We start from the raw sequence: 25,447 nt of genomic DNA, 5'->3' as shown, positions 1-25,447 counted from the left end.
ATGACAATGCAGATGCACTCAATGCCATGGCCTGAATCTCAGGCCATCTTTTTGTCAAAAACCTACCTTTACATGAACATGGATGAGCTGTGCAAAAAGTTACAACGCACCAAAGCATCTATCCAGATGAAGGCCAGCAGCATGGGCCTTTACCGCTGCGGGAAATTAACCATTGGCGATCTGCAGCTGATTGAAGCCCTGCTTGATGCTGGTCTTGAGCATGCGGTTATCGCCAGAAAGTTCGAACTCTCCGAGCCTCAGCTAATGAGGGTTCTGGAAACGGGAGCCTTTCATTGCGATATCTGTGCCACGTTCTCCGCGTCCATGCGTTCCTCTTTCTGGAAATTCGACGGAGAGCCGCAAAGGACTTATAGCTGCTGTCCGGCGTGCTGCCGGGCGATGGTTGAAAGCTTTAACGAAGGACACGACGGGCCGTTGCTGGCACGCAGACGGGAGGATGTATGACCTATCAACTTCACGTCGGGCGCTGCGAGGACATCCTGAAAACGTTGCCGGATAACTCAGTTGACTCAATCGTGACGGATCCGCCGTACGGGCTGAGCTTCATGAACCACAAATGGGATTACGACGTCCCGACTGTTGAGCAGTGGCAGGAATGCCTGCGCGTTCTCAAACCTGGCGGGCATCTTCTGGCGTTTGGCGGTTCCCGAACATATCACCGACTTGTCGTTAATGCAGAGGATGCCGGTTTCGAAATCCGAGACCAAATTCTCTGGATTTACGGCAGCGGCTTCCCCAAGTCGCATAACCTCGATGGTGATTTTGATGGCTGGGGAACGGCTCTGAAGCCTGCGCACGAACCGATCGTCATGGCTCGCAAGCCATTCAAAAAAACGGTGTCGGCGAACATGGCTGAGCACGGCACCGGGGCGATCAATATCAATGCCTGCCGCATCCCTACCGACGAGGCGCTAAATGGCGGTGCTGGCAGTCTGCTTTCACACCAGCGCGATGGTACCGAACCTGTTGCCGATTACGAGCAGGCACCAGAGGGTCGCTGGCCGGCAAACATCATTCACGACGGAAGTGATGTTGTCGTGTCAGCGTTCCCGGATGCGAAAGGCCAGCAAGGCGCGCTTACCGGCAATGAGCCCAGCGCGAAAATGGGAGCGGCGAATTGCTACGGGCAAATGGACCGGCGGCACGAATCAACTCCACGCATCGATAGCAGCAAGAGCGCCGCCCGATTCTTCTACTGCGCCAAGGTCAAACCGAAAGAACGAGACGAAGGCCTCGAGAGATTCATTGCGACGTCAGCCAGCGACATGACCGGAGGCCGCAAAGAAGGGAGCGTCGGCATTAACGATCCGCGCGCCGGTGCCGGGCGTACCAGTGGCGCGAAGAACAACCACCCTACCGTTAAGCCGATCGCTCTGATGAGTTATCTCTGCAGGCTGATTACTCCGCCTGGCGGTACCGTGCTTGATCCGTGGATGGGAAGCGGTAGCACAGGCCGGGCAGCCATCGAGGAAGGGTTTAACTTCATCGGCATCGACCTGAACCCGGATTACGTGACCATTGCTTCTGCGCGAATTGCTCACTCCTTCAAAAAAACGACGGAGGCCGCATGACGCCAGAAACTGACAACGCCAGTATCAAGGCGCTAATCGCCAGGTCGCTATCGCGGCCTTTTTTATTGCTGGCGTTCACCTTCAACCGAATTAACCGACTCTTCGAGGAATAACTATGGACGAAATGACACAGGAATTTAAAGATTGGTACGAAAAAGAAACTGGATGGTGTGTAGAAGATGCCCCCTCAGACGATGTAACCGCGCTTATCTGGCTAGCATGGAAAGCCGGAAAAAGGGCTGGTGAAGAATTGAAGGAGTGAATCATGGATATCATCGACACCGCAGCAGAGATTGAAGAGCTTCAGCGTAACGCTGCCCTTTCCGCCCACCGCATCAACCACAACGCCGTATCAGCTGAGTGTTGCGCCGAGTGCGGCGAAGAAATCCCGGAGCCGCGGCGGGCTGCCGTTCCCGGATGCCAGATGTGTGCGGAATGCCAGGAAAGAAAAGAACATGCGCTTAAACATATTCGATGATCAAGTTAAGATGATTACAGTTTAAATGATTTAAGGATATGAAATGACCGCCATGTCTGTTCAAACATCGCTTGATTTAACTGATGTTCTATCAAAATTTGTTGTTCCATTACTTGTAGCTGCGCTAGCCGCATATTTCTCTACCAAGTTTGCTTTGAATAAGTTCTACAAAGAGAAGTGGTGGGAAAAGAGATTGGAAGCGTTCACAGAAATCATCAATATTGCTTATCGGATTAAGATGAGCAATGACTACTTCCTCCGTTGCGAATATGCTCAAATGGAACCTGGTGAGTCTCGGTTCAAACCACATCCGAAAGAGATAGAAGAAAAGTTAAGAACTGAATATTGGCTTGATCTTCAAGAGCTTGAAAGAATAGCTCAGTTAGCTGATTTCACATTAACTACCAAAGTCAAAAGCTTGCTCGACGTCTATGTTAATGCCAGAAAGAAAATGATGGATGATTGGTATGAGGATGCTATTGAAAGCTATGAAGCGTCAGAAAAAGACCTCAAACTCTCTGAAAAACTGCTCAGTGATTTAGTCGCAGAAGCTAAGCGAGAATTAAAAATTAACTAAGCGCCAAATTAAAATCTCTCATCATTAAACCCGCCTCGGCGGGTTTATTTTTTCCTGATTTCGAATAATCAACACGACGCAACAGACGTGGGTATACTCACGCCGGTTGCCAGGAGTCATCTATGGCACAGGTCATTTTCAATGAAGAGTGGGTTGTTGAGGCCAGACTCACCGAAAGAACCGGTCTCACAGAAGGCCAAATCAAAAATTACCGACTGAAGCTGTGGGTTGAAGGGGTTCATTTCAAGCACCTTACAGCCCAGGGGCAAACCGACAATTCCAAAGGATTGCTCTGGTACAACCTACCTAAAATAAACCAGTTAGTGCAGGATATCTGATGAATTTCCCTACCGGCGTTGAGTTACATAACGGAAAGATCCGCATTACTTTTTACTATCGCGGTGTACGTTGTCGTGAGGTACTTCGCGGCTGGCTGGTGAACAACAGCAATATCAAGAAAGCTGGCAATCTGAGGGCAATGATTGTCAGTGAAATTCAGATGGGTACTTTCGATTACGCAACCCGCTTCCCTGAATCAAAGGCATTAAGCAAGTTCGGTACCACAAAGCGGATAAACACTTTCGCTGAATTATGCGAGCTCTTTACAGACTCAAAGGCTCTGGAGGTATCTCATGCCACCATGCTTACGATCCGATCAACGGTAAATACCCTCAGGCGCGTTGTTGGCGACATGACAGTCTTAACTGACATACAGAACGCCGATATACTTTCATATCGTCGCGAGCTGTTGTTTGGTGAGGTGGTGAATCCCGGTTTACCGAATTTTAAGAAGCAGGGCCGATCACCAGCACGCGTAAATACTCTAATGAGCGTACTCAAAGAGATGCTCAGAATAGCCCATCGCAGCCAGTTCATTTCTCATACGCCATACGAAGGTATATCGACTTTAAAGGTATCGAAACGAACTCCTGATCCTCTTACATTTGACGAATACCAGGCATTCATCGCTAACCTGTCTAAACAGCACTCTCTTTTATGGATTGTGGCTATTCATACCGGTCTGAGGCACGGTGAACTCTGCGCTCTCGCATGGGAAGATGTTGACCTGTTAAATGGAGAAATTCATGTCTCACGGAACCTGACCCGGAAAGGCTTATTCGTACCGCCTAAGACGGATGCCGGGATCAGGACAATTACCCTGCTCCAGCCAGCTCTGGATGCACTGAAAATACAGTTCGAAATGACAGGCCATCTGCCGCAGCACGACATCGTCTATCATCATCGTGAGCATGGTAAAACTGAAAAGCAGGTTATCAGGCCAGTATTCGTTCCATCGAGTCGTTCGACAAGAAAGGTCGGTTACTATTCGAAAAATTCTATATCCTATGGATGGAAGAATGGCTTACGTCGTGCGGGCGTTCGTAACCGGCATCCGTACCAGTCCAGACACACCTACGCATGCTGGTCGCTTTCTGCTGGGGCCAACCCTTCCTTTATTGCAACTCAGATGGGGCATGAGGATTCAAGGATGGTTTATGAGGTTTACGCGAAGTGGATCGGTGATATGGACAAGGACCAGGTTGCCATCATAAACAAGAGAATTCTTGCCAACATGCCCCCGTTACGCCCCCAAGGCGATTTGAAGTTGAAGAAAATCCTTTGAATTCAGAATGAAACAACATTAAGTAATAAATTTTCATGAATTATTGATCTGGCAAAACCTCCCCTCTGTTTCATTCAGGATATATAGGTTACTCTTTTAATTACAGACTGTGGTGACAGTAGTAAGGAGACCTGTATGGCCAAGTATCAAAACATGCTGGTAGCAATCGATCCGAATCAGGACGATCAGCCGGCATTACGACGTGCTGTGTATTTACATCAACGGATTGGTGGCAAAATCAAAGCGTTTTTGCCGATCTATGACTTCTCGTATGAGATGACCACCCTTCTGTCGCCTGACGAGCGCACCGCTATGCGTCAGGGCGTCATCAGCCAGCGTACCGCGTGGATCCGCGAACAGGCGAAGTATTACCTGGAAGCGGGTGTGCCCATTGATATTAAAGTGGTCTGGCACAACCGACCTTTCGAAGCCATCATTCAGGAAGTCGTTGCCGGTGGGCACGATCTGCTGCTGAAGATGGCGCACCAGCACGACAAGCTGGAATCCGTGATCTTCACCCCGACCGACTGGCATTTGCTGCGTAAATGCCCTTGCCCGGTCTGGATGGTGAAAGACCAGCCGTGGCCTGAAGGCGGGAAAGCCGTTGTGGCGGTAAACCTCGCCAGTGAAGAGGATTACCACAATTCGCTGAACGAGAAGCTGGTGAAGGAGACTATCCAGCTTGCCGACCAGGTCAATCATACCGAAGTGCATCTGGTTGGCGCCTATCCGGTCACCCCGATTAACATCGCCATTGAACTGCCGGAATTTGACCCGAGCGTGTACAACGACGCGATCCGCGGTCAGCATCTGCTGGCCATGAAAGCGCTGCGCCAGAAATTCAGCATCGATGAGAAAATGACCCACGTGGAAAAAGGGCTGCCTGAAGAGGTGATCCCGGACCTGGCTGAACACCTGCAGGCGGGGATTGTGGTGCTGGGTACCATTGGCCGTACCGGTATTTCTGCCGCCTTCCTCGGCAATACCGCCGAGCAGGTGATCGACCATCTGCGCTGCGACCTGCTGGTTATCAAGCCGGATGAGTACCAGACGCCGGTTGAGCTCGACGATCCGGAAGACGATTGACCCCTAACGCCCGGCGGCGCAAGCTTGCCGGGCCTACAAAACCGTAGGCCGGGTAAGCGTGAGCGCCACCCGGCAATAAAAAAACCGCCGGATTCGGCGGTTTTTTCGTTTCAACGCAACTTACAGCGCTTTCAGAATCGCATCCACGCTGGCTTTGGCATCGCCAAACAGCATGTGGGTGTTCTCTTTGAAGAACAGCGGGTTCTGCACCCCGGCATAGCCGGTATTCATTGAACGTTTAAACACGATCACGTTCTGCGCCTTCCACACTTCCAGAACCGGCATCCCGGCGATTGGGCTACGCGGATCGTCCTGCGCCGCCGGGTTAACGGTGTCGTTAGCGCCAATGACCAGCACGGTGTCGGTGTCGGCGAAATCATCGTTGATCTCGTCCATCTCCAGCACGATGTCGTAAGGCACTTTCGCCTCCGCCAGCAGCACGTTCATGTGGCCTGGCAGACGCCCCGCCACCGGGTGAATACCAAAGCGCACCTTGATACCGCGCGCGCGCAGCTTCTCGGTGATTTCCGCCACCGGATACTGCGCCTGTGCCACCGCCATGCCGTAGCCCGGGGTGATAATGACCGAGTGCGAGTTTTTGAGCATCTCGGCGGTATCTTCCGCGCTGATCTCACGGTGCTCACCCACTTCCTCATCGGAACCGGTAGACGAGCCGTCAGAACCAAAGCCACCGGCAATGACGCTGATGAACGAGCGGTTCATCGCCTTACACATGATGTAAGACAGGATCGCACCCGAAGAACCCACCAGCGCACCGGTAACGATCAGCAGGTCGTTGCTCAGCATAAAGCCCGCCGCCGCCGCCGCCCAACCGGAGTAGGAGTTCAGCATGGAGACCACCACTGGCATATCCGCACCACCGATGGACGCCACCAGATGCCAGCCGAAGGCCAGCGCGATGATGGTCATCACCAGCAACGCCAGCACCTGCAGACCGACGCTTTCGGTACGCACGAAAACCACCAGCAGCACAAACGACACCACCAGCGCCGCCAGGTTCAGCTTATGGCGGTTTGGCAGCATCAGCGGCTTAGAGGAAATCTTCCCGCGCAGCTTGCCGAACGCGACAATGGAGCCGGTGAAGGTGACCGCACCGATGAAGATACCGAGGAACACTTCCGTCAGGTGAATATTCACCAGAATCGGTTCCAGACCCGGCGTGTGGTAAAGGTAGCTGTTGAAGCCCACCAGCACCGCGGCCAGACCCACAAAGCTGTGCAGAATCGCCACCAGCTCCGGCATCTCGGTCATTTCAACGCGTTTCGCCAGGCGAATACCAATCGCACCGCCGATGATCATCGCCACCAGGATCCACGCTACGTTGCCAGTATCCGGCCCGAAGATGGTGGCAATCAGCGCAATCGCCATCCCGGCGATACCAAAGTTATTCCCCTGCTGAGACGTTTCGTGTTTGGAAAGCCCCGCCAGACTGAAAATAAACAGGATTGCAGCAACAATGTATGCGGCTGTCACTAATCCTCCAGACATATGCTACCCCTTAGCCTTTACGAAACATTTTCAGCATGCGCTGAGTCACGGTGAAACCACCGAAAATATTGATACTGGCGATCAGCACCGCGATAAAGCTCAGGAAGCTGATCCAGCCGCCGTGGCCAATCTGCAGTAACGCCCCCACTACGATGATCCCGGAGATGGCGTTGGTTACCGACATCAGCGGCGTATGCAGCGCATGGGAGACGTTCCACACCACGTAGTAGCCTACGACGCAGGAGAGCGCGAAGACGGTAAAGTGGCCGAGGAACTCTTTCGGCGCGACGTCAGCCAGCCAGCCGAACAGAATAATCACCAGCGCCATGATCGCGTATTTGCGCCACGGGGAAGCCGGTTTGGCAGGTTCTTTTGGCTCAGGCGCCGCTTTAGGCGCTGCCTGAGGCTGGGCCGAAACCTGAATCGGCGGCGCAGGCCAGGTAATTTCACCTTCACGCACCACGGTCACACCGCGCACCACCACGTCGTCAAAATCGACGGTGATGTTGCCGTCTTTCTCTTTGCAAAGCAGCTTCAGCAGGTTGACGAGGTTAGTGCCGTACAGCTGAGAAGACTGGGTCGGCAGGCGACCCGGCAGATCGGTATAGCCGATCACCTTCACGCCGTTCGCGGTCGTGGTCACCTGATTCGCTACGGTATATTCGCAGTTGCCGCCGTTTTGCGCAGCCAGGTCGACAATCACGCTGCCCGACTTCATTGAGTCAACCATCTCACGGGTAATCAGCTTCGGCGCCGGTTTACCCGGGATAAGCGCGGTGGTCACAATGATGTCGACATCTTTCGCCTGCGCGGCGAAGAGTTCCATTTCGGCTTTGATAAAGGCTTCGGACATCACCTTCGCGTAACCATCACCGCTGCCCGCTTCTTCCTTGAAGTCCAGCTCAAGGAATTCGGCGCCCATACTCTGGACCTGTTCCTTCACTTCAGGACGGGTATCGAAAGCGCGCACGATAGCGCCCAGGCTGTTTGCCGCACCGATGGCGGCAAGCCCCGCCACGCCCGCGCCAATCACCATCACCTTCGCCGGAGGGACTTTACCCGCCGCGGTGATCTGACCGGTAAAGAAGCGACCAAATTCGTGGGCCGCTTCAACGATGGCGCGGTAGCCCGCAATGTTTGCCATCGAACTTAAGGCGTCCAGCGACTGGGCGCGCGAAATACGCGGCACGGAGTCCATCGCCATGACGGTAACGCCGCGCGCGGCCAGTTTTTCCATCAGCTCAGGATTTTGCGCAGGCCAGATAAAGCTCACCAGCGTGGTGCCCGGATTCAGCAGCGCAATCTCACTCTCTTCCGGTGCGTTGACCTTCAGAATTACCGGCGACTGCCATACGTCGGCACCGTCCACCACTTCCGCGCCAGCCTGGATAAAGGCCTCGTCATCGAAACTCGCCAGTTTGCCTGCGCCGCTTTCAACCGCGACGGTAAAACCCAGCTTAAGCAGTTGCTCCACCGTTTTCGGTGTTGCCGCTACGCGGGTTTCATTGGCTAACCGTTCTTTTGGTACCCCAATACGCATAGTTTTCCCTTCCATCGGTTTTTGATGATGGTTTATCGATAAATGCCCGCGGTTTGTATCATTTTTCGCCATCACACAAGCAATGAGACACAATTCACCCCGGAAAATAAAACAGTAACAAACTGTCTATAACCTACTGAAAATACCGGCCGTGATCTACCGCCAGAAAACACTATTTCTTACTTTATCTGTGAAAAATAAGCGATCGGCGTCACTGACAGTGATATTTACCTTAAATTCATCGCCAGAACCGATAATTCGCGCAAGCGAAGCGGTAAAAACATGATATAGCGCCATAAGAGAACAACTTATTAACATTAAATTAACTTGTAAAAGTCATAAGCTTTATCAGTTTTACTTGTCAAACGCGTGTTTTTTCAACATATCACTAAATGTTATCGAATAAGGTGATTCAGTGAGCACTGGCTGTGAAAAATGGCGCAGACAGCGACGGGTTTTAAATGCCATAATCGGGACCGTCTCAAATTAACAACAATACCAGTACATGGTTTGCGCAAGGCGAAGGATCATTTTTATGAAGCTTAAGAACACACTCCTGGCGTCCGCACTTCTCTCCGCGACCGCCCTGTCTGCGAATGCCGCAACAGAGTTAACGCCGGAGCAAGCGGCAGCGTTAAAACCTTTTGACCATAAGGTCATTGTGGGTCGTTATAATTCTATTGGCGACGCCGTCGCCGCTGCATCAAAGGCCGCTGATAAAAACGGGGCAGCATCGTTTTATGTTGTTGACCAGTCTGATAACGGCAACAGCGGTAACCAGCGCGTGACTATTGCGCTGTATAAAGACAACGCGCCAAAAGCTGACGCACCGAAAAACCGCGTGATCAACGGTGTTGTTGAACTGCCGAAAGATCAGGCAATTGCGCTGGAACCGTACGACACCGTCACCGTTCAGGGCTTCTACCGCAGCCAGCCTGAAGTGAACGATGCCATCACCAAAGCCGCGAAAGAGAAAGGGGCCTACTCGTTCTACATCGTGCGTCAGGTCGATGCTAACCAGGGCGGCAACCAGCGTATTACCGCGTTCATCTATAAAGAAGATGCGAAGAAACGTGTTCTGCAGAGCCCGGATGCGATTCCGGCGAACTCAGAAGCCGGTCGCGCGGCGATAGCGAAAGGCGGCGAAGAAGCGAAGAAAGTGGAAATCCCAGGCGTCGCAACGACGGCTGCGCCAAGCGCTGAAGTGGGCCGTTTCTTTGAAACGCAGTCCACGAAAGGTGGCCGTTATTCGGTTACGCTGCCAGACGGTACCAAAATTGAAGAGCTGAACAACGCCACTGCCGCGCAGATGGTGCCGTTCGACAGCATCAAATTTACCGGCAACTACGGCAACATGACGGAAGTCTCTTACCAGGTCGCGAAGCGTGCGGCGAAGAAAGGGGCGAAGTTCTACCACATCACCCGCCAGTGGCAGGAACGTGGAAACAACGTGACCATCAGCGCCGACCTGTACAAGTAACAAAATCGTTTAAGAAAGGCGGCGCAATGCCGCCTTTTTTGTTACTTTTTTTGAATTTCTGCCACACGTCATTGCATGCTTTCGTTACACTCCGTAAAATCCCGCGCCTTAGTGTGATCCACCATTTTTATGCGCCTGAGCGAAATAATTATTCTGGATTTTGACCTTTCATAACAGGAAGCCAATGGAAAAGAAACTTGGCCTGAGTGCTCTGACTGCACTCGTTTTAAGCTCAATGCTGGGTGCGGGCGTATTCAGTTTGCCGCAAAATATGGCTGCCGTCGCCAGCCCGTCTGCGCTCATCATTGGCTGGGGCATTACGGGAGTCGGAATATTGCTGCTGGCCTTCGCCATGCTGCTGCTGACCCGCATTCGCCCGGACCTGGACGGCGGCATTTTCACCTATGCCCGTGAAGGCTTCGGCGAGCTGATTGGCTTCTGTTCCGCATGGGGATACTGGCTGTGTGCGGTTATCGCCAACGTCTCCTATCTGGTGATTGTCTTCTCGGCGCTCAGTTTCTTTACCGATACGCCTGAATTGCGCCTCTTTGGCGACGGGAATACCTGGCAGTCTATTGTGGGTGCCTCGGTGCTGCTGTGGTTCGTCCACTGGCTGGTGCTGCGTGGCGTACAAACGGCCGCCAGCATTAACCTGGTGGCGACGCTCGCGAAGCTGGTTCCGCTCGGCCTGTTTATCGTTCTGGCCTTCATTGCGTTCCGTCTCGACGTGTTTAAGCTCGATTTCAGCGGCGTTGCGCTGGGCGTCCCCGTCTGGGAGCAGGTGAAAAACACGATGCTGATTACCCTGTGGGTATTCATCGGAGTTGAGGGTGCGGTTGTGGTTTCTGCCCGGGCCCGAAATAAACGCGATGTAGGCCGCGCCACGCTGCTGGCCGTACTGGCTGCGCTCGGGGTCTATCTGCTGGTAACGCTGCTGTCGCTGGGCGTGGTAGCGCGTCCTGAACTGGCTGAAATGCGTAACCCGTCAATGGCGGGCCTGATGGTGAAAATGCTCGGCCCCTGGGGCGACGTGGTGATTGCGGCGGGTCTTATTATCTCCGTCTGCGGAGCCTACCTGAGCTGGACCATCATGGCGGCTGAAGTGCCCTTCCTGGCCTCTACGCACAAAGCGTTCCCACGGCTGTTTGCGCGTCAAAACAAAAACAGCGCGCCGTCTGCCTCACTCTGGCTGACCAACATCAGCGTTCAGATCTGCCTGGTGCTGATCTGGCTCACAGGTTCAGACTATAACACGCTGCTGACCATCGCCTCGGAGATGATTCTGGTACCCTATTTCTTAGTGGGTGCGTATTTGTTAAAAATTGCCACTCGCCCCGCGCATTATGTCGTGGGTGTCGGAGCCTGTATTTACGGCCTGTGGTTGTTGTATGCTTCCGGACCTATGCATCTGCTGCTGTCGGTGGTGCTGTACGCACCGGGCCTGCTGGTGTTTATCTACGCCCGCCGCACGCATCAGCTGGAGAACGCGCTGAAACGCCGCGAAATGGCATTAATTGGACTCTTACTGGTTGCTGCCGTGCCGGCAACCTGGATGTTAGTGGGATAGCATCGCCTTTCCCATTGTTGAACTGTAAAGGAGAATACGATGGGAAATGCACCGCTTCGCCCCATACTGATCACCGGTGGAGGCCGCCGTATCGGCCTCGCTCTCGCCCATCACTTTCTCAACCTTCGCCATCCGGTCATTGTGAGCTACCGTACGGAATACCCGTCGATTGAAGGGTTACGCAAAGCCGGGGCGGTCTGCATTCAGGCTGATTTTTCAACCGATGAAGGCATTCTGGCCTTTGCGGAAAAGGTGAAATCCACCACTGCGGGGCTGCGCGCCGTGATCCATAACGCCAGCGCATGGCAGGCCGAGAAATCCGGTACCTCACTCAGCGAAACGCTTGCCGCCATGTTGCAGATCCATGTTAATACCCCTTATCTGCTGAACCATGCTCTGCAGGATCTGCTTCGCGGCCACGGGCATGCTGCGGGCGACATCATTCACTTCACTGATTATGTGGTGGAGCGCGGCAGCGACAAGCACATCGCCTATGCGGCCAGTAAAGCCGCGCTGGATAACATGACCCGCTCGTTTGCCCGCAAGCTCGCCCCCGAGGTGAAGGTGAACGCCATCGCCCCGGCGATGATTTTATTCAACGAAAACGATGATGCGGAGTATCGCCAGCAGGCGCTGAATAAGTCGCTCATGAAAATTGCCCCGGGCGAGAAAGAGGTCATCGACCTCGTGGATTACCTGCTCACCAGTTGCTACGTCACCGGCAGAACCTTTGCCGTGGACGGCGGCCGACCGCTGCGTTAGTGAAAGCGGCTCCAGAAGAAAATTAACAGCCAGGCGCTGAGCCCCCAGCAGACCACCGCCCCGCTCAGCGCCAGTGGGAGACGCAGAAAACCGGTGAAATACCACAGCGAAAGCAGGTAGAGAAAATACGGGATGATTGACCACATGCCAAACACGATGGTCGTGCGTAACGCTTCCATACCGCGTTCAGACGCCACGATATAGTGGGCAATGAGTGCAAAGGTCGGGAAGAGAGGGATCAGCCCGGCAATATAGTAGTTTTTCGTTTTCGCCAGCATGCCAATCAGCAACACCACCAGCGCGCCCAGCCCGGCTTTGATCACCAGCCCCATCGTTTTCCCTATAATAATCAACTCACAATATCAGCCAGAATAACGGAACCGGCGTTAATTTTGAAAGATTAATGGAAGGTTAAGGTTTCGCGGTGTATGTTGGCTTTTTTCACGAAAACAGACGCTGTATGAATAAGATTGTTTATGTTGAAGACGAACCCGAAGTCGGGCAGCTGATCGCCGCCTATCTGGGTAAACATGATATGGACGTCATTGTTGAACCTCGCGGCGATCGTGCCGAAGAGGTGGTCGTCCGTGAAAACCCGGATCTGGTATTGCTGGATATTATGTTGCCTGGCAAAGACGGCATGACGCTCTGCCGGGACCTGCGCGCCCGTTGGGAGGGCCCTATCGTCCTGCTCACCTCACTGGACAGCGATATGAACCATATTTTGTCGCTGGAGATGGGTGCCAATGATTACATTCTGAAAACCACACCGCCTGCCGTCCTGCTCGCTCGCCTGCGCCTCCATTTACGCCAGCACGCCAGCATCGAACGCGAAGCACCGGCGCCGTCTCTGACGCCGCACAAAGCGATGCGCTTCGGTACGCTGTCTATTGATCCGATTAACCGTCAGGTGCTGCTCTCTGGCGAGCTTATCGCCCTTTCCACCGCAGATTTTGACCTGCTGTGGGAGCTGGCAACGCATGCCGGGCAGATCATGGACCGTGACGCGCTGCTGAAAAACCTGCGTGGCGTAAGCTACGACGGAATGGACCGCAGCGTTGACGTGGCGATTTCGCGTCTGCGCAAAAAACTGCAGGATAACGCCACCGAGCCCTACCGCATTAAAACCGTGCGTAACAAGGGCTATCTGTTTGCCCCACATGCGTGGGAAACCTGATCGCCGGATAAGATAACCTGCGCGAAATGAAGGCATTGCGCGACGATGCCTTCTTTTCGGGCGTTTATTTTTACGTTTGCGCAACAATTAACTTGCTAAGCACGCGAACTATTCCATAATTACCTTCTCGACTCTCCTTTCTTCAGCTCGCCCCGCTCTTGCGATTGTTTTACTCATTTTCGCCGTGAAGCTTTCACGACATCTCTCCCATAAATCTTGAAATGAGGATTTAAGCTTATGAATTATGTATAGCTACGGTCAGGTAGAAGCGATAAAAACCAATCTTGAGTGGATTGTTAATCAGGCAACCCTGAACCACGCCTCCCCCTCACGCACCGATCAAAAAGCGCTCTTTGACCTGCTGGAACTCATCCAGTCTTACGAAATACTGCTGGATCTCATCAGCGAATACGGAACGGATGTGATTGATACGCACATTGCAGAAGGCCTGGCCGTGACGGAAAAATTCATCGCCAAGGTAAAAAACAGCGCGAAAGCCATGTAACACGCTCGACAGACGTGAAAAACTCGAAGGGTTTTCATGTATATTCTGCATATAGTGTTTTTTCGGTGAGATCCAATGAAAAAGCTGTTCGTGCAGTTTTATCTTTTACTGTTTGTCTGCTTCCTGGTAATGACCATGCTGGTCGGCCTGGTCTATAAATTTACCGCCGAACGTGCGGGCAGGCAGTCTCTGGACGACCTGATGAAAAGCTCGCTGTATTTGATGCGCAGCGAGCTGAGAGAGATCCCGCCACACGACTGGGCGAAAACCCTGAAAGAGCTGGATCTCAACCTGTCATTCGATTTACGCATTGAGCCGTTGAAAGATTTCGATCTGGACCCGCCCGCCATGCAGCGTCTGCGCGACGGGGATATCGTCGCGCTGGATGAGAAATACACCTTTATTCAGCGTATTCCGCGCAGCCATTACGTGCTGGCCGTCGGGCCGGTGCCCTATCTCTATTATTTGCATCAGATGCGCCTGCTGGACATGGCGCTGATGGCCTTTATCGCCATTTCGCTGGCGTTTCCGGTTTTTATCTGGATGCGCCCGCACTGGCAGGACATGCTGAAGCTGGAATCCGCCGCGCAGCGTTTTGGTGAGGGACACTTTACCGAGCGCATTCACTTCGACAGCGGTTCCAGCTTTGAACGTCTGGGCGTGGCCTTTAACCAGATGGCCGATAACATCAATGCCCTTATCGCCAGTAAGAAACAGCTCATCGACGGGATTGCGCACGAGCTGCGCACGCCGCTGGTGCGCCTGCGCTATCGTCTGGAGATGAGTGAGAATCTGACGGAAGCAGAGTCTCAGGCGCTTAACCGCGACATTGGCCAGCTTGAGGCGCTGATTGAGGAGCTGCTGACCTACGCGCGCCTCGATCGCCCGCAAAACGAACTGAACCTCAGCACGCCGGATCTGCCCGCGTGGCTGCAAACCCACATTGACGACGTTCAGAGCGTGAACCCGCAGCGTACGCTGTTGACACGCGTTACGCCGGGTGACTACGGCGCACTCGATATGCGCCTGATGGAACGCGTGCTGGACAACCTGATGAACAACGCCATGCGCTACAGCGAAAGTACGCTACAGATTGGGCTGGATTTGCAGGGTAATCAGGCCAGCCTGACGGTAGAGGATGACGGGCCGGGGATTGCGCCGGAGGCGCGCGAAACGGTGTTTGAACCGTTTGTCCGCCTCGATCCCAGCCGCGATCGCGCCACCGGAGGCTGTGGTCTGGGGCTGGCCATTGTCTACTCTATCGCGCAGGCCATGGGCGGCACGGTACATTGCGAGGAGAGCGAGCTCGGCGGCGCGCGCTTCTGCTTTAGCTGGCCGGTGTACCATAACATCGCCCTTCCCGTTCCTGCCTGACCTCAACCGCACGCTGGCCTGACCCGGCGTGCTGTGCTATATGATAAGTATGTTGTAACTAATGAGAGGGGCTTATGGCGACCTACGATCTTATCGAACGGCTTAACAGCACGTTTCGGGAAATAGAACACGAGCTGCTGACCCTGACAGAACGTTTGCAGACCTGCCGCCTGCTGGCCGCGCGCGTCTTTACCCTGCCCGAGGTGGTCAAAGGGGCCGAGCACGATCCGCTGGACACCATCGACGTGAAGCAGCACATCGGCAAGGCCGCACTGGAGCTGGCGATGAAACACTATCGCCATCTTTTTATCCAGCAGCAGTCCGAACAGCGCAGCAGCAAGGCAGCCGTGCGGCTGCCGGGCGTGATCTGCCTGCAAACCGATGCCGCCGCGCGCGAGGCGCTGGAAAGCCAGATTGCCCATATCAACAGCCTGAAAGCGGCATTTGAGAAGATCGTTACCGAGGAGTCGGGCCTGGCCCCTGCCGCCCGGTTTGAATGGGTCCACCGTCAGCTTCCGGGGTTAATTACGCTGAATGCCTATCGTACGCTGACGGTACTGCGCCATCCCGCCACGCTGCGCTTCGGCTGGGCGAATAAGCACATCATTAAAAACTTTACCCGGGATGAGATCCTGGCGCAGCTGGAAAAAAGCCTCAAGGCGCCACGCACCGTCGCGCCGTGGTCGCGTGAGCAGTGGATTGAGCGCCTGGAGCAGGAGTACCACAGCATCGCCTCGCTACCGGCGGATACGCGCCTCAAAATTAAGCGCCCGGTGAAGGTTCAGCCTATCGCCCGCGTCTGGTATTCCGGCCAGCAAAAACAGGTGCAGTATGCCTGTCCAACGCCGCTGATTGCGCTCTATGATGCCGATCAGGGGGCTATCGTGCCGGATATTGGTGAGTTGCTGAATTACGATGCTGAAAATGTCCAGCACCGTTACCGACCCCAGGCGCAGCCGCTACAGCTGATTATTCCGCGGCTGCACCTGTACGTGGCGAGTTGATTATTTCAGACTGCCGACCATCGCCTCGGGGCGTACCCAGGCATCAAACTCCGCCTCCGTCAGATAGCCCAGCGCCAGGGCGGAGGCTTTCAGCGTCAGCCCCTCCTTATGCGCCTTTTTGGCGATCTCGGCGGCTTTGTCGTAGCCAATGTGGGTATTGAGCGCGGTGACCAGCATCAGCGACTCGTTCAGCAGTTGGCTGATGCGCTCGCGGTTTGGCTCGATCCCCACCGCGCAGTGTTCGTTAAAGCTCTCCATGCCGTCTGCCAGCAGACGAATCGATTGCAGAACGTTGTGGATCACCATCGGACGATAGACGTTCAGCTCGAAGTTGCCGGATGCACCGCCCAGGTTAACGGCCACGTCGTTGCCCAGTACCTGACAGCAGAGCATGGTCATGGCTTCGCACTGGGTCGGGTTGACTTTACCCGGCATGATGGAGCTGCCCGGCTCGTTTTCCGGAATGCTGATTTCACCGATGCCGCAGCGCGGGCCCGAGGCCAGCCAGCGCACGTCGTTGGCGATTTTCATCAGCGACGCCGCCAGCCCTTTCAGCGCGCCGTGAGTGTGGACCAGCGCATCGCAGGTCGCCAGCGCTTCGAACTTGTTGGGCGCCGTGACGAACGGCTGTCCGGTAATGGCCGCAAGCTCCTCCGCCACACGCACCGCATACTCCGGATGGGTGTTTAACCCGGTGCCCACCGCCGTGCCGCCGAGCGCCAGCTCCGCCAGGTGCGGCAGGCTGTTCTCAATGTGCTTCAGGTTGTGTTCCAGCATCGCCACCCAGCCAGAAATCTCCTGGCCGAGCGTCAGCGGCGTGGCGTCCTGCAGGTGCGTACGGCCAATTTTGACGATGTCGCGGAAGGCCTGCGCCTTCTCGTTGAGCGTAGATTTCAGGACGTTAAGCTGTGGGATTAGCTGTTCGCGAATCGCAATCACCGCCGCCACGTGCATGGCCGTAGGGAAGACGTCGTTAGAACTCTGGCTCTTGTTGACGTCATCGTTCGGATGAACCTTACGCTCCATGCCGCGCACGCCGCCCAGCAGTTCGCTTGCCCGGTTCGCCAGCACTTCGTTCATGTTCATGTTGCTTTGGGTGCCGGAACCGGTCTGCCAGATGGCGAGAGGGAATTCGTCGGGATGCTTGCCCGCCAGCACTTCGTCGGCGGCATTTATGATGGCGGTGGCCTTGTCTGCCGCCAGCAGGCCTAAATCCTGGTTCACTTTTGCGGCCGCACGTTTGGTGAGGGCCAGCGCCTGAATCAGCGAGACGGGCATTTTTTCAGTCGAGATACGGAAATGCTCCAGCGAACGCTGGGTTTGCGCGCCCCATAGCTTGTCGGCCGGGACGTCGATGGCGCCCATCGAGTCTTTCTCATGGCGTACCGTTGTCATTACTTTCTCCTTGATAACACTGTCGGGATTGCTCACATGCTTAAGGGATAAGTATTGATGACTTCTGAGAAACGTTATGGCGCTTTGTGCGCTCTTTTTGGTGTCGGGTGTCGGGTGGCGGCTGCGCCTTACCCGACCTACGAGAATCCAGGCCGGGTAAGCGTCAGCGCCACCCGGCAATTTACAGAATTACTTCACACACGCCGAACACTGGGAAGACTGGATCTGCTTGAAGAAGTCGTTGCCTTTGTCATCCACGAGGATAAACGCCGGGAAATCTTCCACTTCAATTTTCCAGATCGCTTCCATACCCAGTTCCGGGTATTCCACGCACTCCAGGCTCTTGATGCTGCCCTGCGCCAGAACCGCAGCCGGGCCGCCGATGCTGCCGAGGTAGAAGCCGCCGTGCTTGTGGCAGGCGTCCGTCACCTGCTGGCTACGGTTGCCTTTCGCGAGCATGATCATGCTGCCACCGTTGGCCTGCAACTGGTCGACGTACGAGTCCATACGGCCTGCCGTGGTCGGGCCTAACGAGCCAGAGGCGTAGCCTTCAGGCGTTTTCGCCGGGCCCGCGTAGTAGATCGGGTGATCTTTAATGTACTGCGGCAACCCTTCGCCGTTGTCCAGGCGCTCTTTCAGCTTCGCGTGCGCGATGTCGCGGCCCACGATAATGGTGCCGTTGAGGGAGAGACGGGTCGAAACCGGATACTGAGACAGCTGCGCCAGAATCTCTTTCATCGGACGGTTCAGGTCAACGCGAACCGCTTCCCCCTCGCCCGCTTTACGCAGCGCTTCCGGAATGTATTTACCCGGGTTGTTTTCCAGTTTTTCGATCCACACGCCTTCGCGGTTGATCTTCGCTTTGATGTTGCGATCCGCAGAGCAGGAGACGCCCATCCCGACCGGGCAGGAAGCGCCGTGACGCGGAAGACGGATCACGCGCACGTCGTGAGCGAAGTATTTGCCGCCAAACTGCGCGCCGAGGCCCAGGTTACGCGCTTCTTCCAGCAGCTCCTGCTCAAGCTGCACGTCGCGGAACGCCTGCCCGTGCTCGTTACCTTCGGTAGGCAGGCCGTCGTAGTATTTGGTTGAGGCCAGCTTCACGGTTTTCAGCGTGCTTTCCGCCGAGGTACCGCCAATCACAAACGCGATATGGTACGGCGGGCACGCCGCGGTGCCGAGGGTGCGCATCTTCTCAACCAGGTAGTTCTTCAGCTTGCCCGGGGTAAGCAGCGCTTTGGTTTCCTGATAGAGATAGGTTTTGTTGGCCGAACCGCCGCCTTTGGCGATACAGAGGAATTTGTACTCATCACCGTCGACGCTGTAGAGGTCAATCTGTGCTGGCAGGTTGGTGCCGGTGTTGACCTCATTGTACATGTCCAGCGCGGCGTTTTGCGAATAGCGCAGGTTGTCTTCGGTGTAGGTGTTATAAACGCCGTGCGCCAGCGCGGCTTCATCACCGCCGCCGGTCCAGACGCGCTGGCCTTTTTTACCGACGATGATCGCCGTACCGGTATCCTGACAGGTTGGCAGAATGCCTTTCGCCGCGATATCGGAGTTACGCAGGAACTGCAGGGCAACGTATTTATCGTTTTCGCTGGCTTCCGGGTCACTCAGAATATCGGCAACCTGCTGCTGATGGGCAGGACGGAGCATAAACGAGGCGTCGTGGAAAGCGTGCTGCGCCAGCAGCGTCAGCGCCTGCGGATCCACCTTGAGGATCTCTTGTCCTTCAAACTCAGAGACGGAGACGTGATCGCGGGTTAACAGGTAATACTCGGTCTGATCCTTACTGAGGGGAAAAGGATCCTGATAATGGAAGGGTTTATTCGACATTGTTCTCTCACTTACTGCTTCGGTCTGTTTATTCAGGGCAGATGTTCCGCTGCCCGGCTTAAAAGCGAGTCAGCTTATCCTACACAATTTTTTAACAAAAACTGAGACTAGTACGACTTTTTACATCCACAGGTTACTTCCATGTGGTTTATTGCTTTAATACCCGGAGTTAATTCCATCATTGAATCAGGGCTTGATAATGCAAAAACTCATTAACTCAGTGCAGAACTACGCCTGGGGAAGTAAAACTGCGTTAACGGATCTCTACGGTATCGCGAACCCGAACAACCTGCCGATGGCAGAACTGTGGATGGGGGCGCACCCGAAGAGCAGCTCAAAAATTGAAGACGCCAGCGGTCAGGTACGCAGCCTGCGTGACGTAATAGAGGCCGATAAAGCCGCGCTGCTGGGCGACAAGGTGGCTCAGCGCTTTGGCGAACTGCCGTTCCTGTTTAAAGTGCTGTGCGCAGACCAGCCGCTCTCCATCCAGGTTCACCCGAACAAGCAAGCGTCTGAAATCGGCTTTGCGAAAGAGAACGCGGCAGGTATTCCGTTAGACGCCGCCGAGCGTAACTACAAAGATCCTAACCACAAGCCGGAGCTGGTGTTCGCGCTGACGCCGTTCCTGGCGATGAACGCATTCCGCGAGTTTTCAGAAATTATCTCCCTGCTGCAGCCGGTCGCGGGTGCCCATAACGCTATCGCGCATTTCCTTGAAAACCCGAATGCCGACGCGCTGAGCCAGCTGTTTGCCAGCCTGCTGAATATGCAGGGTGAAGAGAAGTCCCACGCGCTGGCGGTACTGAAAGCCGCCCTGGACAGCCAGCAAGGTGAACCGTGGGAGACCATCCGTCTGATTTCCGAATTCTATCCGGACGACAGCGGCCTGTTCTCCCCTCTGCTGCTGAACGTGGTGAAGCTGAATCCGGGTGAAGCAATGTTCCTGTTCGCTGAAACCCCGCACGCCTACCTTCAGGGCGTGGCGCTGGAGGTGATGGCCAACTCCGATAACGTGCTGCGCGCGGGCCTGACGCCAAAATACATAGACATCCCCGAGCTGGTTGCCAACGTGAAGTTTGTGGCGAAACCTGCCGCAGAGCTGCTGACTCAGCCGGTGAAAAACGGCGCAGAGCTGGATTTCCCGATTCCGGTGGACGATTTTGCCTTCTCCCTGCACGACCTGAGCAGCGCCGAAACGTCTGTGGCTCAGGAGAGTGCGGCGATCCTGTTCTGCGTCGAGGGCGAAGCGACGCTGCGCAAAGGCGAACAGCGTCTGGTGCTTAAGCCCGGTGAGTCAGCATTCGTTGCTGCCAATGAGTCTCCGGTTAGCGTAAGCGGCACCGGTCGTCTGGCGCGCGTTTTCAATAAGCTTTAAGCACTTACTGAATTTTTTAACAACTCTTGCTAAGCTAGTTGCAGGCTTAATATCTCCAGGCGGTTTTTACCGCCTGGTTTCATTTTAGGGATAGTCGCAATGAAAAAATCGGTCGTAGCGGTAGGAGTGATTGTAGCGTTAGGCGTGGTCTGGACGGGTGCCTCCTGGTTTACCGGGAAACAGCTGGAAGGCCGTCTGGCTGAGATGGTGGCGCAGGCTAACGGAGAGATTAAGCGCAGCGCGCCGGAAGCGGGCCTTGAGCTGAGCTACCAGAACTATGAGCGCGGTGTGTTTACCAGCCGTATGCAGGTTGTGGTGAAGCCGGTTGCCGGTACGGAAAACGGCTGGCTGAAACCGGGCCAGAGCGTGGTGCTGGATGAAGTGGTAAGCCACGGTCCATTCCCGCTGGCGCAGCTGAAGTCCTTTAATCTGATCCCGTCGATGGCGTCCGTTCACACGGTCCTGGTGAATAACGACGTCACCAAACCGCTGTTCGATCTGGCAAAAAATACCTCACCTTTCGAGATCGACACCCGCATCAGCTATGCCGGTGACACGAGTTCTGATATTGCCCTGAAAGCGCTGAACTACGAGAAAGAGAATGAGAAAGTCGCTTTTAGCGGCGGTCACTTCAAACTTGACGCGGACCGCGACGGGAACGTGTTCTCCCTGACGGGTGAAGCGGAAAGCGGCCTGGTCAATGCCGTGAACGAATACAATCAAAAAGTTCAGCTCACCTTCAACAACCTGAAAGCCGACGGCAACAGCCGCATGACCGATTTCAAAGAGCGTATCGGCGATCAGAAACTGTCTCTCGATAAAGTTGCCATTGCGGTTGAAGGGAAAGAGATGGCCGTGCTGGAAGGCATGGACGTAAACGGAAAATCCGACGTGTCCAAAGACGGCAAGAGCATCAATACCCAGCTGGATTACACGCTGAAGAGCCTGAAAGTACAGAATCAGGATCTGGGCACCGGCAAACTGTCGCTGAAGATCGGCAATATCGACGGCCAGGCGTGGCACGAATTCAGCCAGAAATACAGCAAAGAGAGCCAGGCGCTGCTTACCGATACCGCACTGCAGCAGAATCCGGAAGTGTACCAGCAGCAGGCGATGGCGGTACTGTTCAACAACCTGCCGATCCTGCTGAAAGGCGAGCCGGTGATCACCGTTGCGCCGCTGAGCTGGAAAAACAGCAAAGGCGAAACCAGCTTCAACCTGTCTCTGTTCCTGAAAGATCCGGCCACTGCAACGGGTGAACCGCAGACGCTGGCGCAGGAAGTGGATCGCAGCGTGAAGTCGCTCGACAGCAAGCTGACCATCCCGATGGATATGGCGACCGAGTTTATGACCCAGATTGCGAAACTGGAAGGCTACGGCGATGAAGATGCCGGCAAGCTGGCGAACCAGCAGGTGAAAGGTCTGGCGGCAATGGGCCAGATGTTCCGCATCACGAAGGTGGACAACAACACGATTTCCACCAGCCTGCAGTACGCCAACGGCCAGGTCACGCTCAACGGCGACAAAATGCCGCTGGAAGACTTCGTAGGCATGTTTGGTATGCCTGCTCTGGGGATGCCGGAACCGGCTGAACCGGCAGCGCCAGCCGAACCGGCGGCACCGCAACAGTAAACGTCAAAACCCCTCGCATGAGGGGTTTTTTATTGCCGGGTGGCGCTGACGCTTACCCGGCCTACGATTCAGAGCCAGCGCAGCGCCGCCGGGCGATATTATTTCACCTTCACTAACCGCGCCGCCACAATCTGGTGCCCGGCCTGCACATCCGCATTGTCGATACGCTGCATGATTCTGTCCGCCAGGGTGTAACCCATCTCCCGCGCAGGGGTGGTGGCCCAGACGATCGGCAGGTCGTCGAGGGCGTTTTCCCCGACGTCGGCGAACGCCCCCAGCGCCACCTGGTGGCCGAAGAAGGTTTCCACCCCGCCCTCGCCGCTCTGGCGCCCGGCGCGGATCAGGCCAAACCAGGCGCCCATGGCGATCACATCGTTATAACAAATGACAGCGCTGATGGTCGGGCTGCTTCGCAGCAGCGCGCCTATCGCTTCCGCCGCCATCTTTTGGCTGGATTCACACTCCACGACCCACTCGCTGTGGAACGGCAGTCCGTATTTAATCAGCGTCGCACAATAGCCGCCGACCCGCTCGGCGCGGGTGAGGGACGAGCTTTTACCGCCCAGCCAGGCAATGCGCTGATGCCCACGACGAATAAGATGCTCGGTCAGCATTTGCGCGGCCTGCATGTTATCCGGGCGCAACGTATCGGCTTCGTCGAGGTAGCTGGCGCGCGAGGCAAACACCAGCGGCACGCCTTTTTCGGCGGCGCGCTCGCACAGTTCACTGCCCACGCCCGATGCTCCGGCGACGATCACCCCGTCCACCCCCTGGTTCAGCAGCATATCGAGCCGGGAAAGCAGCTGCCCGGCCTCGCGCCCGCCGTGCAGCAGAAAGACCATCCGCCCCTGCGCTTCAAGCGCTTCGGTTAAGCCGGCGGTTAACTCCGCATAGAACGGTGACGTCAGGTCACGAACAATCAGGCCAATCACCCCGCTTTGCCCACCACGCAGCGCCGACGCCTGGCGGTTACGCACAAAGCCCAACTGTTCAACCGCCTCGTTCACCCGCTGACCGGTCGCGGGAGAGATGCGCCCTTTTCCGCTCAGTACCAGAGAAACGGTGCTGACGGAAACCCCCGCCGCCAGCGCGACATCGTTGATGGTGACTTTTTTCGCTACAGCCATGTGTTGGCGTGACTCCCTGAAAAATGAGATCGGTAAAACGTTTTATCAATACGTTATCTTTATACTACCAGTCAAAGCCTGAGAATGTGATTTAGCGCGCACTAAACTTTGATAAAACGTTTTATCTTCTCGCAGCATTGAAGCAGACAAACTGATTTTAACAATAAAGGAGTCGTTTTATGACGGCGAAAGCAGCAGCACAAAAAATATCGCTGTGGGAATTTTTCCAGCAACTGGGTAAAACCTTTATGCTGCCCGTGGCACTCCTCTCGTTCTGCGGGATCATGCTGGGTATCGGCAGCTCCCTCAGTAGTAAAGACGTCATCACGCTGATCCCGTTCCTCGGCACCCCCGTGCTGCAGGCGATCTTTATCTGGATGAGTAAAGTCGGCTCCTTCGCGTTTAGTTTCCTGCCCGTGATGTTCTGTATTGCAATCCCGCTGGGCCTGGCCCGCGAGAACAAAGGCGTCGCGGCGTTTGCCGGTTTTGTGGGTTACGCGGTGATGAACCTCGCGGTTAACTTCTGGCTGACCGCGAAAGGCATTCTGCCGACCACCGATGCTGCCGTGCTGAAAGCTAACAACATTCAGAGCGTGATTGGTATCCAGTCTATTGATACAGGGATCCTCGGGGCGGTGATCGCTGGGGTGATTATCTGGATGCTGCACGAACGCTTCCACAATATCCGTCTGCCGGATGCCCTGGCCTTCTTCGGCGGTACCCGCTTTGTACCGATTATCACCCTGGTGGTGATGGGCCTGTTTGGTCTGATCATTCCGCTGATTTGGCCGGTCTTCGCGATGGGCATCAACGGCATTGGCCGCATCATCAACGGCGCGGGAGATTTCGGTCCGATGATCTTCGGTACCGGCGAGCGTCTGCTCCTGCCGTTTGGCCTGCAGCACATCCTGGTGGCCCTGATTCGCTTCACCGAAGCGGGCGGGACGATGGAGGTGTGCGGTCACGACGTGAGCGGTGCGCTGACCATCTTCCAGGCGCAGCTGAGCTGCCCGACTACCCACGGTTTCTCTGAAAGCGCCACCCGCTTCCTGTCTCAGGGTAAAATGCCTGCCTTCCTCGGCGGCCTGCCGGGTGCCGCGCTGGCGATGTACCACTGCGCACGTCCGGAAAACCGTCATAAAATTAAAGGCCTGCTGATTTCCGGCGTGATCGCCTGCGTCGTGGGCGGGACCACCGAGCCTATCGAGTTCCTGTTCCTGTTCGTTGCGCCGGTACTGTATCTGATTCACGCTGTGCTGACCGGTCTGGGCTTTACCGTGATGGCGGTGCTGGGCGTCACCATCGGTAACACCGACGGCAACGTGATTGACTTCGTGGTCTTCGGGATCCTGCACGGCCTCTCCACCAAGTGGTATCTGGTCCCGGTCGTGGCGGCAATCTGGTTCGTGGTGTACTACGGGATCTTCCGCTTCGCCATCACCCGCTTTAACCTGAAAACGCCAGGCCGCGATACCGATACGGCCACCAGCGTGGAACAGGCGGTTGCCGGTACCGTGGGTAAATCCGGCTACAACACCCCTGCCATTCTGGCGGCGCTGGGCGGTGCGGATAACATCACCTCGCTGGATAACTGCATTACCCGCCTGCGTTTGTCGGTGGCGGATATGTCAAAAGTCGATACCAACGCCCTGAAAGCCAACCGGGCCATCGGCGTGGTACAGTTAAATCAGCACAATTTGCAGGTGGTTATCGGCCCGCAGGTACAGTCAGTGAAAGATGAGCTGGCAACCCTGATGCGAACAGTAGAAGCCTGATGCCTCCGCCCCCTCATCATGAGGGGGTTTTA

At 55.3% G+C, this 25,447-nt stretch carries 24 protein-coding genes; 18 read left to right on the top strand and 6 right to left on the bottom strand.

The window, feature by feature from the left end; genetic code table 11:
• From ACMGGQ_RS07875 to uspE, 8 genes are all read left to right on the top strand, one after another.
• On the top strand, positions 1–465 hold the full coding sequence (locus ACMGGQ_RS07875; RefSeq protein ID WP_248221208.1) for a hypothetical protein: 465 nt from the start codon (positions 1–3) through the stop codon (positions 463–465).
• A complete protein-coding gene (locus ACMGGQ_RS07870; protein WP_248221207.1) occupies positions 462–1,592 on the top strand; it encodes a DNA-methyltransferase in 1,131 nt (376 codons plus the stop codon). The genes ACMGGQ_RS07875 and ACMGGQ_RS07870 overlap by 4 nt, the downstream gene beginning before the upstream one ends.
• A 115-nt stretch (positions 1,593–1,707) precedes the next feature.
• Positions 1,708–1,854 (top strand): hypothetical protein, encoded by a 147-nt coding sequence (locus ACMGGQ_RS07865; RefSeq protein WP_199159936.1) that lies wholly within the window; start codon positions 1,708–1,710, stop codon positions 1,852–1,854.
• A gap of 3 nt (positions 1,855–1,857) precedes the next feature.
• Entirely contained in the window at positions 1,858–2,070 is a 213-nt protein-coding gene (locus ACMGGQ_RS07860) for a TraR/DksA family transcriptional regulator (RefSeq protein ID WP_248221206.1), read from the top strand.
• 43 nt (positions 2,071–2,113) lie between these two features.
• On the top strand, positions 2,114–2,647 hold the full coding sequence (locus tag ACMGGQ_RS07855) for a hypothetical protein (RefSeq protein WP_248239631.1): 534 nt from the start codon (positions 2,114–2,116) through the stop codon (positions 2,645–2,647).
• A gap of 122 nt (positions 2,648–2,769) precedes the next feature.
• A complete protein-coding gene (gene xisR, locus ACMGGQ_RS07850) occupies positions 2,770–2,985 on the top strand; it encodes an excisionase family protein (protein ID WP_045406214.1) in 216 nt (71 codons plus the stop codon).
• The gene (locus ACMGGQ_RS07845) at positions 2,985–4,271 is read left to right on the top strand and encodes an Arm DNA-binding domain-containing protein (RefSeq protein ID WP_248221204.1); all 1,287 of its coding nucleotides are present in this window, start codon (positions 2,985–2,987) and stop codon (positions 4,269–4,271) included. The genes xisR and ACMGGQ_RS07845 overlap by 1 nt, the downstream gene beginning before the upstream one ends.
• 135 nt (positions 4,272–4,406) lie before the next feature.
• Positions 4,407–5,357 (top strand): universal stress protein UspE, encoded by a 951-nt coding sequence (gene uspE, locus ACMGGQ_RS07840; RefSeq protein WP_032640084.1) that lies wholly within the window; start codon positions 4,407–4,409, stop codon positions 5,355–5,357.
• Between the two features lie 120 nt (positions 5,358–5,477).
• Here the strand turns inward: uspE and pntB are convergent, their stop codons facing one another.
• Together pntB and pntA are read right to left on the bottom strand one after the other, a co-directional pair.
• Entirely contained in the window at positions 5,478–6,866 is a 1,389-nt protein-coding gene (pntB, locus tag ACMGGQ_RS07835) for a Re/Si-specific NAD(P)(+) transhydrogenase subunit beta (protein ID WP_021241158.1), read from the bottom strand.
• 10 nt (positions 6,867–6,876) lie between these two features.
• A complete protein-coding gene (pntA, locus tag ACMGGQ_RS07830) occupies positions 6,877–8,406 on the bottom strand; it encodes a Re/Si-specific NAD(P)(+) transhydrogenase subunit alpha (protein WP_229225750.1) in 1,530 nt (509 codons plus the stop codon).
• Between the two features lie 535 nt (positions 8,407–8,941).
• Between pntA and ydgH the strand changes: the two genes are divergently transcribed.
• The 3 genes from ydgH to folM all read left to right on the top strand — a co-directional run bounded on the left by ydgH (position 8,942) and on the right by folM (position 12,215).
• Entirely contained in the window at positions 8,942–9,886 is a 945-nt protein-coding gene (gene ydgH / locus ACMGGQ_RS07825) for a DUF1471 family protein YdgH (RefSeq protein WP_045910349.1), read from the top strand.
• A gap of 184 nt (positions 9,887–10,070) precedes the next feature.
• Positions 10,071–11,453: an amino acid permease gene (locus ACMGGQ_RS07820; RefSeq protein WP_045910348.1), complete on the top strand. Its 1,383-nt coding sequence runs from the start codon at positions 10,071–10,073 to the stop codon at positions 11,451–11,453.
• Positions 11,454–11,492: 39 nt separating this feature from the next.
• Positions 11,493–12,215, top strand: coding sequence for a dihydromonapterin reductase (gene folM / locus ACMGGQ_RS07815; protein ID WP_045910347.1), 723 nt, complete (start codon positions 11,493–11,495; stop codon positions 12,213–12,215).
• Here the strand turns inward: folM and ACMGGQ_RS07810 are convergent.
• Complete coding sequence (locus tag ACMGGQ_RS07810; protein ID WP_420289804.1) at positions 12,212–12,547, bottom strand: GlpM family protein; 336 nt, start codon at positions 12,545–12,547, stop codon at positions 12,212–12,214. The genes folM and ACMGGQ_RS07810 overlap by 4 nt on opposite strands.
• Positions 12,548–12,675: 128 nt before the next feature.
• Between ACMGGQ_RS07810 and rstA the strand changes: the two genes are divergently transcribed.
• From rstA to tus, 4 genes are all read left to right on the top strand, one after another.
• Positions 12,676–13,392 carry a two-component system response regulator RstA gene (rstA, locus tag ACMGGQ_RS07805; RefSeq protein WP_021241154.1) on the top strand — a complete coding sequence of 239 codons (717 nt, stop codon included), beginning with the start codon at positions 12,676–12,678 and terminating at the stop codon, positions 13,390–13,392.
• Positions 13,393–13,636: 244 nt separating this feature from the next.
• Positions 13,637–13,897, top strand: coding sequence for a hypothetical protein (locus ACMGGQ_RS07800; RefSeq protein WP_045910345.1), 261 nt, complete (start codon positions 13,637–13,639; stop codon positions 13,895–13,897).
• A gap of 75 nt (positions 13,898–13,972) precedes the next feature.
• Positions 13,973–15,271 carry a two-component system sensor histidine kinase RstB gene (gene rstB / locus ACMGGQ_RS07795; RefSeq protein WP_045910344.1) on the top strand — a complete coding sequence of 433 codons (1,299 nt, stop codon included), beginning with the start codon at positions 13,973–13,975 and terminating at the stop codon, positions 15,269–15,271.
• 74 nt (positions 15,272–15,345) lie between these two features.
• Entirely contained in the window at positions 15,346–16,275 is a 930-nt protein-coding gene (tus, locus tag ACMGGQ_RS07790; RefSeq protein ID WP_126534401.1) for a DNA replication terminus site-binding protein, read from the top strand.
• Here tus and fumC read toward each other — a convergent pair whose 3' ends face one another.
• Both fumC and fumA read right to left on the bottom strand, forming a co-directional pair.
• The gene (gene fumC / locus ACMGGQ_RS07785; RefSeq protein WP_025911542.1) at positions 16,276–17,670 is read right to left on the bottom strand and encodes a class II fumarate hydratase; all 1,395 of its coding nucleotides are present in this window, start codon (positions 17,668–17,670) and stop codon (positions 16,276–16,278) included.
• A 189-nt stretch (positions 17,671–17,859) separates the two neighbouring features.
• A complete protein-coding gene (gene fumA / locus ACMGGQ_RS07780) occupies positions 17,860–19,506 on the bottom strand; it encodes a class I fumarate hydratase FumA (protein WP_420289803.1) in 1,647 nt (548 codons plus the stop codon).
• Positions 19,507–19,705: 199 nt separating this feature from the next.
• Between fumA and manA the strand changes: the two genes are divergently transcribed.
• Positions 19,706–20,881, top strand: a complete 1,176-nt coding sequence (gene manA, locus ACMGGQ_RS07775) for a mannose-6-phosphate isomerase (RefSeq protein ID WP_262808097.1) — start codon at positions 19,706–19,708, stop codon at positions 20,879–20,881.
• A 99-nt stretch (positions 20,882–20,980) separates the two neighbouring features.
• On the top strand, positions 20,981–22,513 hold the full coding sequence (locus tag ACMGGQ_RS07770; protein ID WP_045910341.1) for a YdgA family protein: 1,533 nt from the start codon (positions 20,981–20,983) through the stop codon (positions 22,511–22,513).
• 98 nt (positions 22,514–22,611) lie between these two features.
• On the opposite strand, the gene ACMGGQ_RS07765 is transcribed toward ACMGGQ_RS07770, so the two are convergent.
• Positions 22,612–23,640, bottom strand: coding sequence for a Mal regulon transcriptional regulator MalI (locus tag ACMGGQ_RS07765; RefSeq protein ID WP_234082359.1), 1,029 nt, complete (start codon positions 23,638–23,640; stop codon positions 22,612–22,614).
• Positions 23,641–23,819: 179 nt separating this feature from the next.
• Here ACMGGQ_RS07765 and malX point away from each other — a divergent pair, with 179 nt between their 5' ends.
• Positions 23,820–25,415 (top strand): maltose/glucose-specific PTS transporter subunit IIBC, encoded by a 1,596-nt coding sequence (gene malX / locus ACMGGQ_RS07760; RefSeq protein ID WP_420289802.1) that lies wholly within the window; start codon positions 23,820–23,822, stop codon positions 25,413–25,415.
• Positions 25,416–25,447 lie beyond the last annotated feature (32 nt).

The organism is Enterobacter sp. BNK-13 (assembly GCF_048685015.1).
GTDB classification, from domain to species: Bacteria; Pseudomonadota; Gammaproteobacteria; order Enterobacterales; family Enterobacteriaceae; genus Enterobacter; species Enterobacter quasiroggenkampii.
Note: the sequence above shows the minus strand (reverse complement) of the source record. Positions and strands in the feature narration are given on the sequence as shown.